Genomic DNA, 15,224 nt, shown 5'->3' with positions numbered 1-15,224 from the left:
GCATGGCCAAGGCCGCGACACTTCAGGCTCAGCGCCGCGAATTGATCGCGGCCTATGCCCGCGCCAGGGGCAAACACGATAAGAGCGCCGGACTCGGCCGGCGGCTCGCCACCATCACCACAAACCTTCTGCGAGCCGAGATCCGCGCGGCGAAAGACGCGGGCAAGGCCCGCCCGCACGAACCCGACCTCTTTTCACAGCGAGCCGCCTGATGAAGCTATCCCTTTCGCGCGACGCGCTCGCCGGCGCCCTGGAGCGCATCCACAAGCTTGTGGAGCGGCGCAACACCATCCCGATCCTCAGCCACATCAAGGTATCCGCGTTCGGTGAGACCTTGGGCCTGACCGCCACCGATCTGGATATCACGGGCACAACCGAAATAGCGGCGGAGATCGAGCACACCGGCGCCATGACGGTGCCCGCCGATACCCTGTTCAATTTCGTGCGCAAATTGCCCGATGGAACGCAAATATCCCTGACGGGCGGCGACGGCGATACCGTGACGATCCGCTGCGGGAAGTCGCGGGCCACCCTGCCGACGCTCGACCCGGCCGATTTTCCCGACGCCGCCAAGGGCGAGTGGTCGCATTCCTTCGCGCTCGATTCCCACAAGATGGCCGAGATGATCGACCGGGTGGAATTCGCCATCTCCACCGAGGGGACGCGCTATTACCTGAACGGCATTTTCCTCCATCTCCTGCAGGACCATGCCGATGGCTTGGTTTTGCGTGCGGTCGCCACCGATGGACACCGCCTCGCGCGCTACCAGATGGCGGCGCCGGAAGGAACCGGAGGCGAACCTTTCGGCGTGATCATCCCGCGCAAAGCCGTCGCCGAAATGGCGAAGCTCGCGAAGATCAAGGGCGAGGCGAAGGTGCAGGTGAGCGTGAGCAAGACGCTACTGCGCGTCGCCGCAGGCGTGACCACCATCACCACCAAGCTCATTGATGGCACCTTCCCCGATTACAACCGCGTTATTCCGAGCGGGAATTCCAAGGCCGCGGTGCTGGACAAGGCACAGTTCGCCGCCGCCGTGAGCCGCGTTTCAACCCTCTCGACCGAGCGCGGGCGGGCCGTGAAGTTTTCCTTTTCTGATTCAGCCCTCACCCTCTCCGTGGTCAGCCCGGATACCGGAACTGCGGTTGACGAAATGGAGGCCGCCTACGACGCCGAGCCGCTCGATATCGGCTTCAACTCCGCCTATCTCGCCGACATCTGCTCCGTGGCCCCCGGCGACCGCCTGCGCGTGATGCTGGAGGATGCCGGCTCGCCCGCCCTCATCACCGCCGAAGGCGACGCCACGTCGCTCTTCGTGCTCATGCCGATGAGGGCATGAGCGATGAGCAATCTAGAAGTTCAGGCCGACTATTCGGCCATCGGCATTTACATGCGGAATCCGGACCCCGCCGGCCGGGCAGAACGCGCCACCATCTGCCACCTGACGCCGGCCGAGGCGCGCCGCCTCATCGAGGCTATCGCGCAGGAGATACCGCGCGCCGAAGACTACATGCGGCAAAAAGTGACCGCGGAAATCCAGAAGCTGAAAGAGGAAATCGCGACCCGCGCAGATCGCCTGCGCGAATTGGAAGGGAGCGACCATGGGTGATAATTCGAAAATCGAATGGACCGATGCGACGTGGAATCCCATCGTCGGCTGCTCGCTGGAATCTCCAGGCTGCACCAATTGCTACGCCATGAGCATGGCGCGGCGCATCGAATTGATGCAGTCCACCTCTCACTATGTCGGCACCACCAAGGTGGTGAACGGCAACGCGGTGTGGACCGGCAAGATCGCCCTCGCACCCGAGCACATCCTGACCCAGCCGCTGCGCTGGCGCCGCCCGCGGCGGATCTTCGTCAACTCGATGAGCGATCTCTTTCACGAGAGCGTGCCAGACGAGTGGATCGACCGGGTATTCGCCGTCATGGCGCTGTGCCCGCAGCACACCCTTCAAGTGTTGACGAAGCGCTCAGCGCGGATGCGCCGCTACTGCACCGATCCGACAACGCCGCGCCGCGTCTATGAACTCGCTTGCGGCATGGCGCTGGACCAACGGCTCCAGGTCGTGCTGATAGCGCCCGGAATTGACGATAGCTTCGCCCCCGCTGGCCCGCGGGTCTACCTCGGTGCATGGCCCCTTCCGAATGTCTTGCTCGGCGTCTCGGTCGAGGATCAGCACCGGGCCGATGAGCGGCGCGAGGATCTTGGCGCGCTCGCCGCCGGCGGATGGTCCACCTTCGTGAGCTACGAGCCCGCCCTCGGGTTGGTGGACTGGACCGGCTGGGAATTCCTGTCGTGGCTCATCTCCGGCGGAGAGAGCGGCCCGCGCGCCCGCCCGTCGCATCCAGATTGGCACCGCGCCGCCCGCGACTTCTGCGCGGCGCATGGAATTCCCTACCTGTTCAAGCAGTGGGGCGAGTGGGCGGTGGCGATCGACCGAGAACGGGACGATCCAGACTGGCGAGCCGATTACGGCCGAAAGTTCGCTGACGACGTCAAGACCCGTTGGCTGAACCTTGCCGGCGGCCGCGGCTTCCACGGGGTGAGATTCCACGTCATGCGCCGCGTCGGCAAGCGCGCCGCTGGCCGTTGTCTCGACGGAATCGAACACAACGGCACACCGGTGACCCTATGAGCGAGCACCTGCGCCCCACCCGCATGGCGCTATGGCGCCTCATCACATACACGCGCGAGGCTTTGGCGGATTGGCCAAGGCGCGATCCAGAACGCGCCTGGATTGATCGCCACGACCTCACCGACCAGGTGCAGAATGCCTATCGTGCCGCCGAAGCCGGCGCTGAAACCGTCTATGGCGGGGTCACCAATAACCGCGAGGCGTGGCCGATGCTCGCTACATGCCTCTGCGCAGTCCTGCAGCGGCGCCAGCAGCCAGCAGACCCCGCCGCCGAACGCACATGGCGCGGTGTCGCCGGCGTTCTCCTCCCTCTTGTCGAGGCCGATTATCAGGCCATCCGGAGAGCGAGCACATGAGCGCCGATCCATCATTTCAATCCCGCGTGCGGACGTGGTTGCTCGCATGCTTCTCCAAGCAGGGAGGCAACTGAACATGTCTCGGCTGTTGTCAATGGAGGAGGCTGCCAAAGCTTTAGGCATCTGCACCAGCACCTTGCGCGAACACATCCGCCATGGGGAGATCACATACATCTCGACCGGCCGGGGCGAGCGGCGCCAGCGGCGCATGTTCGATCCGACCGACATCGATGCCTTCGTGGCGGCGCGCCGGAAAGTTGACCAATGTCCGTCTATAAGCCCAAGGGAAGCCCGTTCTTCCACTTCGACTTCCAATTCCGAGGTGTACGATTTCATGGCACAACGGGCTGCACGTCGCGCCGCGAGGCCGAGCGCCACGAAACCCGCCAGCGGGAAGCGGCGCGCGAAACACTGAGCGCCGCCGGGCCGGGCGGAGCGGCGATGACGGTCAATGTCGCCATGGCCCGCTTCTTCACCGAGGTCGGGCAACATTATCGCGGAAACTACCGCGAGACCTTCGATTCCGCCCTGGAATGGCTCACGATTCAGCTTGGCCCGAAGACGCTCCTGAAGGACATCGGCAAGCAGATCGTCTCGGCAGCCGTTGCTCGCCGACGCGCTGAGGGCGTCAAGAACTCCACCGTCAACAGGACCGTGACCGAGCCGCTCCGCCGCGTCCTCGCCCGAGCGCGCAAGCACTGGGATCAGCAGGTGCAAGAAATCGAGTGGAAGGACTTCCTGCTGGCAGAGCCCAAGGAACGGGTGCGCGAGTTGCGCAGCGAGGAAGAGACTCAGATTTTCGATGCGCTCCGCCCCGACTATCACCCCATCCTTCGCTTCGCCCTGCTCTCCGGCTGCCGGCTCGCCGAATGCGTCGGCCTGCGCCCCTCCGATATCGATTGGGGCAATCGCAGCATCACGATCCGCGGCAAGGGCGAGAAGGTTGACACGATTCCGCTGACAACGGGCCTGCGCGAACTGCTCTTCCCCCTGCGGGGGCACCACCCCGATGCCGTTTTCACCTATCAGGTCCAACGCGTGCGGGACGGGCGCCGCCGGGGCGAACGCCGGCCGATCACCTATGAGGGGCTGAAGACGCAATGGCGCCGCTGCAAGGTCGCCGCGAAGATCGATGACTTCCGGTTTCATGACCACCGACACACCGCCGCCACCCGCCTTCTGCGCGAGAGTGGGAATCTAAAGCTCGTGCAGCGGCTATTGCGCCACGAGGATATCGCAACCACCACGAAATACGCTCACGCCGACGACATGGATCTGCGCCGCGCGATGGAAGCGACCGAGGCCGCCCAGCGCAACGTGCGCGAGGCGGCCCCGCCGCGTATCGAGCGCAAGACGAAGAACAGGCCATGAACGGATTTCGGGATTTTTCCGGGACTTTCCGTCCCGAACACCGGGTTTCGGCCCTCTTTCGTTCCCTTATTTCAGCGGAGGGCTTGCCCTCCATCTCCGGAAAAACTAAGGAATGCAAAGGCGCTTCGCCCGTCGGAGCATAGCGCAGCCCGGTAGCGCATCTGCTTTGGGAGCAGAGGGTCGCAGGTTCGAATCCTGCTGCTCCGACCATTCGTCTCATTCTCCAAGGTCCAGCCGCTCAGACCCGGCGCCCTCGGAGCTGAGAAAACCGGGTGACAATGCTCACGGGGCGTTGTTGAGCGGCGCAGCCGATATCAGGGTTCGCGCTTGGCCGACCCAATCCTCACGCTCGACCCGGCCGCGAAATCCCAGGGTTGCGCCAATCCAACGGGCCTCCTCGTCGCTCCAGGCCGCGATTTGGCGGAAGTGATAGATACCAAGCCCGTTCAGCTTGCGTTCGTTCAATGGGCCGATGCCCTTGAGTCGCTTGAGATCATCCGCGCCGGCGGGATCCGGACCGGCGAGAGCGGGCGGACGCGTGCCAGGAACGGCGGCCTCGCCTGAGGAGATCGGGGGCAAAGTGAATAGGGTCGGTTGTTGTTCGGGCGTCGAGAGGTCGGGAAGTGCTATCGGGCTCGTGGATTCCGCCTTCGTGCTCCCCGCACGCGGAGGCGGGCGCCGTTGCGACTTCTTGGGCTTGCTCTCGGGAGGCGTTGTGGGGACTGGATCTGGCGGCGCCGGCTGGTTCACCAGCATCTCGGAGATGGCGGGGGATGGACCATCCGAGATCGCTGTGGCCCCCGCCTGAGGCGCCGCCTCCGGTAGGTCATCCGCCTCGAAGCTGTCGCCGGATTCGGCCAGCGGCACGAAAGTTGACTGGGCGAAAAGGGAAATTCGCCGCCTATGTTCGGAACGCCGACGCAACACCATGCCTAAGGCGATGCCGAGCGCACACGCCAGGATCAGCAGGAGGGCAGTCTCGATTTCGAACGACATCATGGCCGCGGCTCCCGCGCCGCCGGCGGGAATGCATATCCGACGGCAAGACCGAGGATGAAGGCACCCAGCACGTAGGGCCAGAGGGTCAGGGCGAGATAGGCCATTTTTCTTTTCCTCCCGATTCGCCGGCATGTAACCTGCTGCCGCGTGAACCGAGCGCTATCTCAGCACCGGCTCCACGGCCGGCTCCGCGGCACGGATCATGATCTGCACGCCGCCCCGCACCCGCCCCGAGGCGGGGTCGAATCCCGGACCTGGGCCACCCGCACCAGTTCCGACGACCAAGCGTCCGGGGGCAATACCTGCCTGCCTCAGATAGGCTGAAATGGTGTCTGCTCGCGCACGAGACAAGGCAAAATCCCCCCCTCCGCTCCCCTCTGGCACACCCGATATTTCCACGCGTGTGCCGGGACAGCGCTGGACGGCATAGACAATGCGATCGAGGCTTGAGGCGCTCGCGGCAACAAGCCGAACCGAGCGCGCCTCAAACAGCAATGGCGTTGTCGCAAGCACATGCTCCACCTCACCGGCGCATTCCTGGTCGGATTCCGGCGTCCCCGGCGGTGCCCGATCCAAGGTGACCTCGCCGGTAAAACCTCGGGGCAGCGCGCGGCGAACGCCAGCTTCGATTTGGGCCACCGCGGCGGGATGCAGCGCCGCACCCGACAATTGGACCTGCCCGTCGACGATCCGCAATTCCGCGGTCTCGAGCCGGGCCATCTCGGGAAGGAGCTTGGGCAGCATCTCTCCAAAGCCAGGCGCCGCCCCGGCCCCCACCGCGCTTACATCGTTGATGCGGTCACTGGGATAGAGATCCGCAATCAGTGCACGAACCGCGAGTTGGGTTGCGGGATCGGGGAAGAAGCCGGAAACGATGACACCTTCGGCGTCGCGTCGAACGGCAAACACGTAAGGCGAAATCAATGGAGGCCGCACCGCCCCGGCATCCGCATGAATGCCGGTCGGCGGCACCGCGACAGCAGACCGGATTGCAGCATAGGCGCTCGAATCGGAGGCTTCGCCCGACAAAGTGATGTGAGTGCCGGAAAGCTCAGCCCGCCCCTCACGCAGCTTGGCCAATTGGGCCAAGCCGAAGTTTGCGGCATTCACCCAGGCATCGGCGGGGGGGCCCCCGGAAGCGAGCTTGGTCTGGTCCGTCACGACGATGCCCGGAAGCACGCTGCGCGCGGCCTCCACAATGCCGCGCAGCGCCTCCTCGGTAGGCGCCGCGCCGGTCAGTTTCAACGTGTCACCTTGGAGCGTCGCCGCCCAAAGAAAAGGCGAGACACGCGGTGGATCGACCAGAAAGCGGGCCACAGAGAAGCCTTCCGGCGGCGCGCGGCGCGCGGCTAGCAGGGCGTCAAAGGAACCATAGTCCGGACTCGCACCATCCAAGGTAATCGCGGTGTCGGAAATATCCACCCTGCCCTTCGGAAGCTGAGCCAATTGATGGAGCCCGAAGGTCACCGCCTTGATCCACCGCTCGGCGCTCGGTGCGCCATCGGCCAAGCGCATCTCGTCCGTCACTCGCGCATCGTCGAGGGCGCCGCGGACTGCCGCGAGCACCTGTTGCCGCGCCTCATCGGAAGGCACGTAGCCGAGCAGGTCCACCTGGTTGCCGTCACGCACCGCCGACCACAGATAGGGGGTGATCACCGGCGGGCGCACAGCGAAAATGCCTAAGCGGAAACCCTGCGGCAGGGGCCTGCGGAAAATCTCCCCGAGGGAATCGTACGTGGCGAGGTCCGGGCTGCGGCCCTCGATCGACATGACATCGTCGGATAGCGTGACGCGACCAGCAGGCAGGCGCACCAATTGCTCGAGGGCAAATGCGACGACGGAGGAAAAATCTCCCGCCGGCGCACCGCGGGCCCGAACCAGCCGATCGAGACCCTGCACCGATAACCCGCCCGGAAGCGCGCGCGCGGCTTCGCCGATGCGCGCAAGAGCATAGGCGGACGGAACATAGCCTGACACGAGCAAGGTTCGGCCATCGCGGACCGCGGTGAAGGTGAAGGGGCGCCGCTCGGGCAGCATGACGATGGAATCGCTCACCTGCCGCACCCCGAACAGGCTTTCCAGCGCACTTCGAACCTTGATACGCGGCTGCTCCGCCAGGGCCTCGCCGGTGATCACGGCATCACGGCCGTTGAAGCGCACCTGGACCCAAGATTCACCGGTATTGCGCAATGCCTCGATGGCGCGCTCCTCGAGATCGGCTTCAATGGCTGGGCGCTGCAACAAGGCGAGCCACCAGAGCAATGCAAGGCCGGCCAGGGTCGTCGCAACAAGGCCGCCCGCACGCCACCGGACCCACGACCGGGACCGCAGGCGCGGCAGATCTCCGCCGGCTCCAGCTTCCATGCTGCGTCTCATCCCTCCGCCGACGATGTGCGGGAAGGCCCGCTCCGCAGTGATCCCATGGATCGGCGAGCGGGTAAAGGCAAACAGACCCGCGCGCACGGTGCTCTCGTCCGCGGGTTCGCTACGGCGATGGTGCGCGAGATGGCATTGCGCCTGTTGCCATTGAAGGACACGCTTTGAAGCGCGGCAGGAAGCTCTGCATGGAGCGGAGGGGCATGCGATCGCCTTGCTCGCCTCGCGAACTTAAGGCCCCTGCCCTCCGAAACATGCCCAGGACGGCGGACATTTGGTGCGCGTTCTGCGTGGCAAAGAGCACGCGAAACCGGGTCCAACCTGAGCCGAAGCCAACCAGACAAAAAAAGGCCCCGGTGGAAATCCACCGGGGCCCATCTCGAACCGACTGTTCAGTCGATCAGAAGTTACGCTGAGCGCGGAAGCCGCCCGACCACACGTCCGTGGAACCGCCCACGGCGGAGGTGACAACCCCGGTGGCGAGGCTGGGGGTCAGGTAAGCAGTAGTGTTGTTGGCGAGTAGGTTGTTGCCGCCCTCAACCTTCGAGTAGAGCACTTCGACACCGAGGTCGAGGTTCTTCACCGGCGACCAGATGGTGTTGAGGCCGACCTGCCACATCTTCACGTCGGCGGCGCCAACGGTGTTGTCGGGAACGCTGATGTCCACATAGCCAGCGTACACGGCCGAACGCAGGTTCGGCATCCAGTAGTGGCGATACTGACCCTGGAGAGCCCAGCCGGACTCGGTGTCGTAGCTGAGGTTCGAACCGTTCCACACGGCGTCAGCCAGCGGGTAGAACGCGCCGTCATACGACGCAAACGAACCGAAGCTGTTGATGCCGGAGGAGCCGAGGCTAGTGGCGCGGCCCTGGGTGGTGCCCGAGAGACCGAGGTAGCTCAGAGCGCCGTCAGCATAGTTCGCCTGGATGTACAAGCTGTCGCCGGGGGAGATGACGGGCAGCTTGAGTTCAACCGAACCACCGATCGCCCAGCCCCAGGTGTCGTCCGTGCTCTGACCGAGATAGGAAACGCCGGTCGGGAAGACACCGGTGTTGAGAGGGGTGAGGGCCGTGACCTGATGCAGAGCACCAGACAGCTGAGCCGAACCCCAGGCCTGATCGACGCGCAGGTTGGCGACGATGTCAGGAACCTGCGTGCCGGCCTGGTAGTTAGTGTAGCCGGGAGAGACGTAGCCCAAAGGGAGGCCGGGAGAGGCTACGCCCGAAGCGAGGCCGGCCAGGGTGGTCGGCAGCACGGTCGAGACAGAACCCTGCACGCCGGTGATGCGGTTGGCCGCATCTTCCAACGCCAAGCTGGCGGAGAAGCCGTTGCCGAACTGCGCGGTATAGGCGACCACGGTGTTCCACTGGTTCGAACCCGCATACGGGGTCGTCATCATATAGTCGATACCCGTGTCGAAGAACGACTGGGTGTAACCGAACGTGAAGCCAGCGAACTGGATGAACACACGCTCGACATAGAGGTTGTTGCCGCCGTTGGACGGGGTGGCCGAGGCACCGGAGGCGCCCCAGGAGTTCCACTCGACGCCGCCACGGACATATGACCGCAGAACCCCGTAGTCAGTCGCGGTGCGGGCGTCGAAGTCGAACGTGCCGCGAACGCGGGTCCTGTAGTCGGAGCTACGATCGGTCTGGAATGGATAGGCGATGGAGCCCGTGCCGGGGTTGCTGAACGCCCCGCCGGCGACGTTGGAGATCGCCGGGTTGAACGTGCCAACGCCGTTGTAATAATAGTCGACGCGCGCATAGCCGCCGATCTTCAGGCAGGTGTCGGTGCCCGGAACGTAATAATAGCCAGCGCCGTACGCCGAGCAGACCTTCACATACTCAACGGCCTTCGCCTTGACAGGCAGATCGGCAGCATTTGCTCCAGCGACCGCGACGAGACCCGCCGCGCTGCCGAGGAGAAGGCTTTTCACCATCTTCATCGTGTGACCTCCAAGTTTCGTTCCGAGGGAGCTAGCGCCACTTCGTCGGTGCCACTGCACCCCGAGAGGGTTCTTGCCCCGATTCCCCACCGCACTCGGGCCGAAGCCACAAACGCAGGAAGGGCGACCGGGGACTGCCCCCCTTCGTCGCAAAGCAACCATACAAAAGGCTCACCTGGGATCAACGCCTGTATGCGCCGGAAAGGGTCTTCAGCACTGGATTTCCAGGCAGTGTTGCAGGATTAACACGCCTCATTTTCTCTACCTAGATACCGTACATATGCCGACAAATCGTGGCCAGCATTGAAGCTCTGCGCTGCCGGCTGATGAATTACCCACAATCCTGACAAGATTGATGCGCCGGCTTCCAAAATCTAAAAATTGCCGTCGCACGGACCAAATGCGGCCAAGACCAGAGAATCACGGCCAAAGCCAAGTCAAAGATTCGGCCTTTGGATTCCCGGCCACACTGGAATCGCGTCACCGAATGTGGTGAAGACACGCTCGCGCCAAAGTGGCCAGTTCAGAAGCGGGGCGTTTTGGCAGCCCGACGAGACATTCCTTATGCGGATCTTGATTACCGGTACGGCCGGGTTCATCGGCTTTCATCTCGCGCGACGGCTGCTGAAGGCGGGCCACGAGATCGCGGGTATCGACGGGCTGACCCCTTATTACGATGTCGCGCTCAAGCGGCGGCGCGAAGCGCTGCTGCTTCAGAATCCGGGATTCAGCGCCCACGAAGTGATGCTGGAGAACCAGACCGCCCTGCAGGACATCGCGGATGCCTTCCGCCCGGAAGCGATCATCCATCTCGCGGCCCAGGCGGGGGTGCGCTACAGCCTGGAGAATCCCCGCTCCTATGTGGACGCCAACCTGATCGGCACTTTCAACGTCATGGAACTGGCCCGTGTGCACAGGGTGAAGCATTTCATGCTCGCCTCCACCAGCTCGGTCTATGGCGCCAACACCCTGATGCCCTTTATCGAGGGCGAGCGGACCGATTTTCCCCTCACCCTCTATGCCGCCACCAAAAAGGCGACAGAGGTGATGAGTCATTCCTACGCCCATCTATGGGGCATCCCGACGACGGCTTTTCGATTTTTCACCGTATACGGGCCCTGGGGCCGGCCCGACATGGCGCTGTTCAAGTTCACAAGCAGCATGCTCAAGGGCGAGCCGATCGACGTCTATAACCACGGCGACATGTATCGCGACTTCACCTACGTGGATGATCTGGTGAAGGCGGTGGCCCTGCTGCTCGATGTTGTCCCCGCAGCCGCGATGCTGCCCGATGAGAGCGACGAGACATTGGGCTCAAGCCCGGCCGCGCCCTTCCGCGTGGTGAATATCGGCAAAGGCAGTCCGGTGCGGCTGCTGGACTTCATCGCGGAGATCGAGCGCTGCGTTGGCAGGACGGCGATTCGCAATTATATGCCGATGCAGGCGGGGGACGTCCCCAACACCTATGCCAATGTGGATCTCCTTGAGCGCCTCACCGGCTACCGTCCTGACACCGATATATCGGTCGGGGTCGCTGCCTTTGTCGATTGGTACAAGGATTATTACCGCGTCTAAGAACGCCGGGCGGGAGGCCACTCCCGCGCAGAGACGCGCTTTTTTTTGCGAACGAACCATTGTTTGGCGGGCTCCATCCGCCGCGGATAGCCTGGCAGCAGCTTCGGGCGGGGAACAGTGACAGCAACGCTTTCGGGCAGCTCTCACCGCATTGTGCGAAACAGATAAAATGTGGGTGTAGCGATTGGCGCTGCGGTCGGCTGCTGCTGCTTCGCAATCACCGTCTGCGGTCAGGAAATCTCGGCAACCTGGCTGCGCCACCGTGCAACTTCCGCAAGATCCGCCTCCGGCCGTTCCTGCTCTATCCGGCCCTGGCCGAGATAGAGCAGGCCCGCGTCCGCATCCAGCGTCAGCCAGTCCCCCTGGTGGAGCAAAGCCCCTCCGAGTATCGCCGTGCGTGTTGTGGGATCGACCCTCAATCCGGCGCACCCGACGATGCACGGCTTGCCCAATTGCCGCGCAACCAACGCCGCATGGGCGGTGCGGCCGCCCACGGCCGTAAGAATGCCTTCTGCAGCGGCAAAGCCCGCGACATCCGCCGTGCTGGTATCCGGCCGCACGAGGACCACCGGTGTGCCGGTGGAGGCGAGATGCTCTGCACTCAGCGAGTCGAACGCGACGCGCCCGACGGCGACGCCCGCGGACGCACTGATTCCCTCTGCTACCGGAACACCCACATCCACAAGGCGCTTGGTGACCAGGGCGGCGAGATCAAGATCGGCGAGCCTCGCCGTGCCTTCATCTGGCGTAATCAGCCCTTGGGCCACGAGGTCTATGGCAAAGCGCAGAGCGGCGCGCGGGGTGCGTTTTGCCGCACGGGTCTGCAAAATCCAGAGTTCCCCTTCATCGATGGTGAACTCCACGTCCTGCACATCGCGGAAGGCCTCTTCCAATTGAACCAGCCGGGCCCGCAGATCTTCAGCTGCCTGCGGCGCCGCCCGCACGATGGCCTCCTCGCCATCTGGCGTGCGGCTGCCGGAAACCACATCCTCCCCCTGAGCACCAAACAGCACGTCAATCACCGGCTCCGCGCGCCCGCTCGAGGGATCGCGGGAGAAGGCCACGCCAGCGCCCGACGACAGGCCCCGATTGCCATAGACCATGGCCTGGACGGTGACGGCGGTGCCCTGCAGATCCCCAAGGTTCTGAAGCTTGCGATAGGTGATGGCGCGATCGCTGGTCCAGGAGCGGTAAACCGCCTGGGCCGCAGCTTCCACCTGCGCTGCCGGATGGTCCGGCAGGTCGAGGTCCGCGCCGTCGATCAGTTTCTCGTAAATGCGGGCAAGTCGTTCCAGCGCTTCGCTGTCCAGCTCCGCCTCGCTGATATTTCCTTCGGCGTGCGCCAAGACGGCACGCGCCTGGGCAAAGGCCGCACCATCGGCGCTCAGGACCACATCCGCATAACTCTCCAGAAAGCGCCTGCGGCAATCCCAGGCGAAGCGCGGATTTCCACTTGCGCGGATCAGGCCTTGCACCGCCATCTCAGTGCAGCCGACGTTCAACACCGTATCCAGCATTCCCGGCATGGACCGTGCGGCGCCCGAGCGCACGGAAACCAGCAGCGGCTGGCGCCGATCGCCGAATATCTTGCCGGTCGCCTGTTCAAGAAAGGCCATGCCTTCGCGCAGCCCGTCCTCTAGCTTCTTGCGGGCCCCGGCCTCGCCACTCACGATAGCGGCGCACAATTCCACAGGCAGGACGAAAGCCGGCGGAACGGGAAGGCCCAGCGCCGCCATGCGTGCCAGATTGGCCGCCTTGGCCCCGATGATCTCTGCAGAAGGTGTCGCGGTGGAACCGCCAGCGATGCGAGCGATATGCATCATCCCCTCCTTTTTCACTTTGAAAGATCGGCGAGCACATGCTCGCGCAACACGTGGCCGAAGCCCGCCAGCCGGTCGGTCGCCCGTTCCAGGGCCCGCGCGAGTTCGAGCACGCCGAGCGCCGTCTTCAGATCATAGGTCTCGGTGAGAACCAGGGCCGTGACCGCCCGCTCGGCGGAATCGGCCGCATGCTCCGCTTCGATGAGGCGCCCCACGGCTGCCAACGCGTCCTCCGAATCGATCCGCTGCCCCGCAGGCACTTCGGCTGCAGCCGCAGCCCCGCTCGCCGCGGCCCCGGCACCCGCAACGGCCGCCGCGCACAGATCCGCCAACGGCTTCAGCAGGTCAGCGGAAAGCCCATCGGGCACGAGCGAGGCAACGAAAGCGGCTTGCTCCAATTCGTCGATCGCTTCCTCTAGGCCGTTCACGAGACGAACGATGGCGGAAGCCGCCTCGAAGCGCGCGATCATATTGCGCGCTTCGAGGGCGATACGGTCGGCCTTTTCCTCGATGCGGCGCGCGCCACGCGCCAGGGCGTCGCGATCGACGGCGCGGCGGGCCTGCTGCTCGGCGATCATATGGGCGATGGCGGTGGCGATCTCCCGCGCCAAGCCGGCCTGCCGAACCACGATCGCCAGCAACGTGGCCTCGACCCGCTGGAGGTGGCGCACCAGATCCGCTTCGATCTGGTCCCGCGCCAGCCGCACCGAACTGCCGTTCAGCAGCGCCTCGGCGGACACCTTCAAGACTGTCTTGAGAAAATCGACTGCGGCATCACGGCCGAGCGCGGCATCCAACCGCTCGCCGAAGCCGATGCGTGTCGGCGCCGCGTGCTGAACGGCGGCGGCAACCAGTTCGCTTCCGCCGAGTTCCAGGAAGCCGCGTTGGCCGACTTTGTTCCGCGCGGCCCAATCGAGGACCCGCACGGCATCGGCCTTCGGGACCCAGGTGCGCAGCACTTTGCGCGCCTTATTCCAATCAATAAGGAACACCAGACTGGCGCCGACGCCTTCCAGGAACGCATCTCGCCCCGCGGGGTCGGTGAAGGGGCACCGGCCAGTGACGAGATAGAACACCCCATCATCGCCAAGCGCCTCGCCGCTTTTGCGCTCCAGACCGCTCCATTGGGCAGGAAAATCCCGCAGAAGGCCGGTAAAGAACTTCGCCCGCGCCAGATGGACGTCGGTGTAGGTGACCGTGACCGCGTCGCCCTCCACCGAAATGACCACGACATGAGCATCGGTCTCGCCGATGTCGTTCTGTATCGTGAGCCGCGCACCCGACCGGGCGACCGTAGTCGCAAGGCCAGGGTGGTCAAACTTGAGCCTGCGCGTCGATTCCAATCCGCGCATGAAGGCCCCCACCGCGGGGCGGTCATCGGGCAGCAGGCCGAACGCATGGGCCCCGGCCACGATCTCTTCCGCATGCTGCGCAGAGAGCCGATTGAGGGCCTTATGCAGATCCATCACCAGGCGGTGGAGGCTATCGCCTCCATGTTCCGACAAGCTGGTCAGTTGGGAAATGACAGCGAACCCGACCGTATCGGCCGAGCCGAGCGGAAGCGCCGCTTTCAGCGCCGCGAGCCGGGCAAGGCCGGCGTCCCCTTCGGCAGCATCGCCCGCCTTGACGCACCGTCCCATGGTTTCAACATCGGCCCAGATCCCATCCCCGAGGCTCGCCAATCCCGGCGCCTCGACACATTCGCCCTGAACCGTGGTTGCCTGGGAAACCAGGATCTCCATGGCTGCCGAGTCGAGCCCGGCCGCACGGCATTCGACCCCGAGATTGAATGGCGCGGCCTGCGGATTTCGCGCGTGCCGCCCCACCCCCTGCAGTACGCTGAGGCGCGCCTTGACCCGTTCGTTCGCACTCAAGCCCTCTGCAATCATTGCTGGGACCAGAATGTCCCCCTGCCCCAGCCGCTCGATGATTTCGGTTTTCATGGCTGCCTGTCCCGTGCCTCTTCCAGGACAAAAGCACACCGGTCACGGGATGTGATTGCGGGAGGTCAGTCATGGGAGTGTCACAACCATCGGATTGGCGACGATGCTCAAAGGGACGCAAATGCAATGAACCCCCACAACCAAGAGATTAAAACCTGCTAAAAACGTCGGATTCAACGCAACAAAAGCAGCGCAGAGGC

The 15,224-nt window shown here is 64.3% G+C and carries 13 protein-coding genes and 1 tRNA gene; 8 read left to right on the top strand and 6 right to left on the bottom strand.

Annotated elements, in window-relative coordinates:
* The first annotated feature begins 2 nt into the window (after positions 1-2).
* Genes V5F77_RS20300 through V5F77_RS20285 form a run of 4 tightly spaced genes read left to right on the top strand, consistent with a single transcriptional unit; the run spans position 3 to position 2,636 of the window.
* Positions 3-212 (top strand): hypothetical protein, encoded by a 210-nt coding sequence (locus tag V5F77_RS20300; RefSeq protein ID WP_429007160.1) that lies wholly within the window; start codon positions 3-5, stop codon positions 210-212.
* On the top strand, positions 212-1,336 hold the full coding sequence (gene dnaN / locus V5F77_RS20295; protein WP_429007159.1) for a DNA polymerase III subunit beta: 1,125 nt from the start codon (positions 212-214) through the stop codon (positions 1,334-1,336). The genes V5F77_RS20300 and dnaN overlap by 1 nt, the downstream gene beginning before the upstream one ends.
* Positions 1,337-1,339: 3 nt before the next feature.
* The gene (locus tag V5F77_RS20290) at positions 1,340-1,606 is read left to right on the top strand and encodes a hypothetical protein (RefSeq protein ID WP_429007158.1); all 267 of its coding nucleotides are present in this window, start codon (positions 1,340-1,342) and stop codon (positions 1,604-1,606) included.
* Entirely contained in the window at positions 1,599-2,636 is a 1,038-nt protein-coding gene (locus V5F77_RS20285; RefSeq protein ID WP_429007157.1) for a phage Gp37/Gp68 family protein, read from the top strand. The genes V5F77_RS20290 and V5F77_RS20285 overlap by 8 nt, the downstream gene beginning before the upstream one ends.
* 29 nt (positions 2,637-2,665) lie before the next feature.
* On the opposite strand, the gene V5F77_RS20280 is transcribed toward V5F77_RS20285, so the two are convergent.
* Positions 2,666-3,220, bottom strand: a complete 555-nt coding sequence (locus V5F77_RS20280) for a hypothetical protein (protein WP_429007237.1) — start codon at positions 3,218-3,220, stop codon at positions 2,666-2,668.
* On the opposite strand from V5F77_RS20280, the gene V5F77_RS20275 reads away from it, so the two are divergent.
* From V5F77_RS20275 to V5F77_RS20265, 3 genes are all read left to right on the top strand, one after another.
* Positions 3,129-3,407 (top strand): hypothetical protein, encoded by a 279-nt coding sequence (locus V5F77_RS20275; RefSeq protein WP_429007235.1) that lies wholly within the window; start codon positions 3,129-3,131, stop codon positions 3,405-3,407. The genes V5F77_RS20280 and V5F77_RS20275 overlap by 92 nt on opposite strands.
* 26 nt (positions 3,408-3,433) lie before the next feature.
* On the top strand, positions 3,434-4,363 hold the full coding sequence (locus tag V5F77_RS20270; protein ID WP_429007156.1) for a tyrosine-type recombinase/integrase: 930 nt from the start codon (positions 3,434-3,436) through the stop codon (positions 4,361-4,363).
* 133 nt (positions 4,364-4,496) lie between these two features.
* Positions 4,497-4,573 (top strand) — tRNA-Pro (locus V5F77_RS20265).
* Between the two features lie 72 nt (positions 4,574-4,645).
* Here V5F77_RS20265 and V5F77_RS20260 read toward each other — a convergent pair.
* From V5F77_RS20260 to V5F77_RS20250, 3 genes are all read right to left on the bottom strand, one after another.
* Positions 4,646-5,362: a hypothetical protein gene (locus V5F77_RS20260; protein WP_429007155.1), complete on the bottom strand. Its 717-nt coding sequence runs from the start codon at positions 5,360-5,362 to the stop codon at positions 4,646-4,648.
* A 159-nt stretch (positions 5,363-5,521) separates the two neighbouring features.
* A complete protein-coding gene (locus V5F77_RS20255) occupies positions 5,522-7,726 on the bottom strand; it encodes an OmpA family protein (protein WP_429007154.1) in 2,205 nt (734 codons plus the stop codon).
* A gap of 412 nt (positions 7,727-8,138) precedes the next feature.
* Positions 8,139-9,686 carry a porin gene (locus V5F77_RS20250; protein ID WP_429007153.1) on the bottom strand — a complete coding sequence of 516 codons (1,548 nt, stop codon included), beginning with the start codon at positions 9,684-9,686 and terminating at the stop codon, positions 8,139-8,141.
* 564 nt (positions 9,687-10,250) lie between these two features.
* Between V5F77_RS20250 and V5F77_RS20245 the strand changes: the two genes are divergently transcribed.
* Complete coding sequence (locus V5F77_RS20245) at positions 10,251-11,261, top strand: NAD-dependent epimerase/dehydratase family protein (RefSeq protein ID WP_429007152.1); 1,011 nt, start codon at positions 10,251-10,253, stop codon at positions 11,259-11,261.
* A gap of 230 nt (positions 11,262-11,491) precedes the next feature.
* Here V5F77_RS20245 and V5F77_RS20240 read toward each other — a convergent pair whose 3' ends face one another.
* On the bottom strand, positions 11,492-13,081 hold the full coding sequence (locus tag V5F77_RS20240) for a PEP/pyruvate-binding domain-containing protein (protein ID WP_429007234.1): 1,590 nt from the start codon (positions 13,079-13,081) through the stop codon (positions 11,492-11,494).
* Between the two features lie 14 nt (positions 13,082-13,095).
* Positions 13,096-15,024 (bottom strand): hypothetical protein, encoded by a 1,929-nt coding sequence (locus V5F77_RS20235; protein ID WP_429007151.1) that lies wholly within the window; start codon positions 15,022-15,024, stop codon positions 13,096-13,098.
* Positions 15,025-15,224: the final 200 nt, after the last annotated feature.

Origin of the sequence: Roseixanthobacter psychrophilus (assembly GCF_043195195.1) — a bacterium.
Lineage (GTDB): Bacteria > Pseudomonadota > Alphaproteobacteria > Rhizobiales > Xanthobacteraceae > NCEH01.
Note: the sequence above shows the minus strand (reverse complement) of the source record. Positions and strands in the feature narration are given on the sequence as shown.

Excerpts from the sequence above, each read along its gene's own strand:
- V5F77_RS20245 (WP_429007152.1), top strand. The coding sequence starts at position 10,251 with ATGCGGATCTTGATTACCGGTACGGCCGGGTTCATCGGCTTTCATCTC.
- V5F77_RS20280 (WP_429007237.1), bottom strand. The coding sequence starts at position 3,220 with ATGTCGGTCGGATCGAACATGCGCCGCTGGCGCCGCTCGCCCCGGCCG.
- V5F77_RS20240 (WP_429007234.1), bottom strand. The coding sequence starts at position 13,081 with ATGCATATCGCTCGCATCGCTGGCGGTTCCACCGCGACACCTTCTGCA.
- V5F77_RS20255 (WP_429007154.1), bottom strand. The coding sequence starts at position 7,726 with ATGGAAGCTGGAGCCGGCGGAGATCTGCCGCGCCTGCGGTCCCGGTCG.
- V5F77_RS20235 (WP_429007151.1), bottom strand. The coding sequence starts at position 15,024 with ATGAAAACCGAAATCATCGAGCGGCTGGGGCAGGGGGACATTCTGGTC.
- dnaN (WP_429007159.1), top strand. The coding sequence starts at position 212 with ATGAAGCTATCCCTTTCGCGCGACGCGCTCGCCGGCGCCCTGGAGCGC.
- V5F77_RS20260 (WP_429007155.1), bottom strand. The coding sequence starts at position 5,362 with ATGATGTCGTTCGAAATCGAGACTGCCCTCCTGCTGATCCTGGCGTGT.
- V5F77_RS20285 (WP_429007157.1), top strand. The coding sequence starts at position 1,599 with ATGGGTGATAATTCGAAAATCGAATGGACCGATGCGACGTGGAATCCC.
- V5F77_RS20270 (WP_429007156.1), top strand. The coding sequence starts at position 3,434 with ATGACGGTCAATGTCGCCATGGCCCGCTTCTTCACCGAGGTCGGGCAA.
- V5F77_RS20250 (WP_429007153.1), bottom strand. The coding sequence starts at position 9,686 with ATGAAGATGGTGAAAAGCCTTCTCCTCGGCAGCGCGGCGGGTCTCGTC.
- V5F77_RS20290 (WP_429007158.1), top strand. The coding sequence starts at position 1,340 with ATGAGCAATCTAGAAGTTCAGGCCGACTATTCGGCCATCGGCATTTAC.
- V5F77_RS20300 (WP_429007160.1), top strand. The coding sequence starts at position 3 with ATGGCCAAGGCCGCGACACTTCAGGCTCAGCGCCGCGAATTGATCGCG.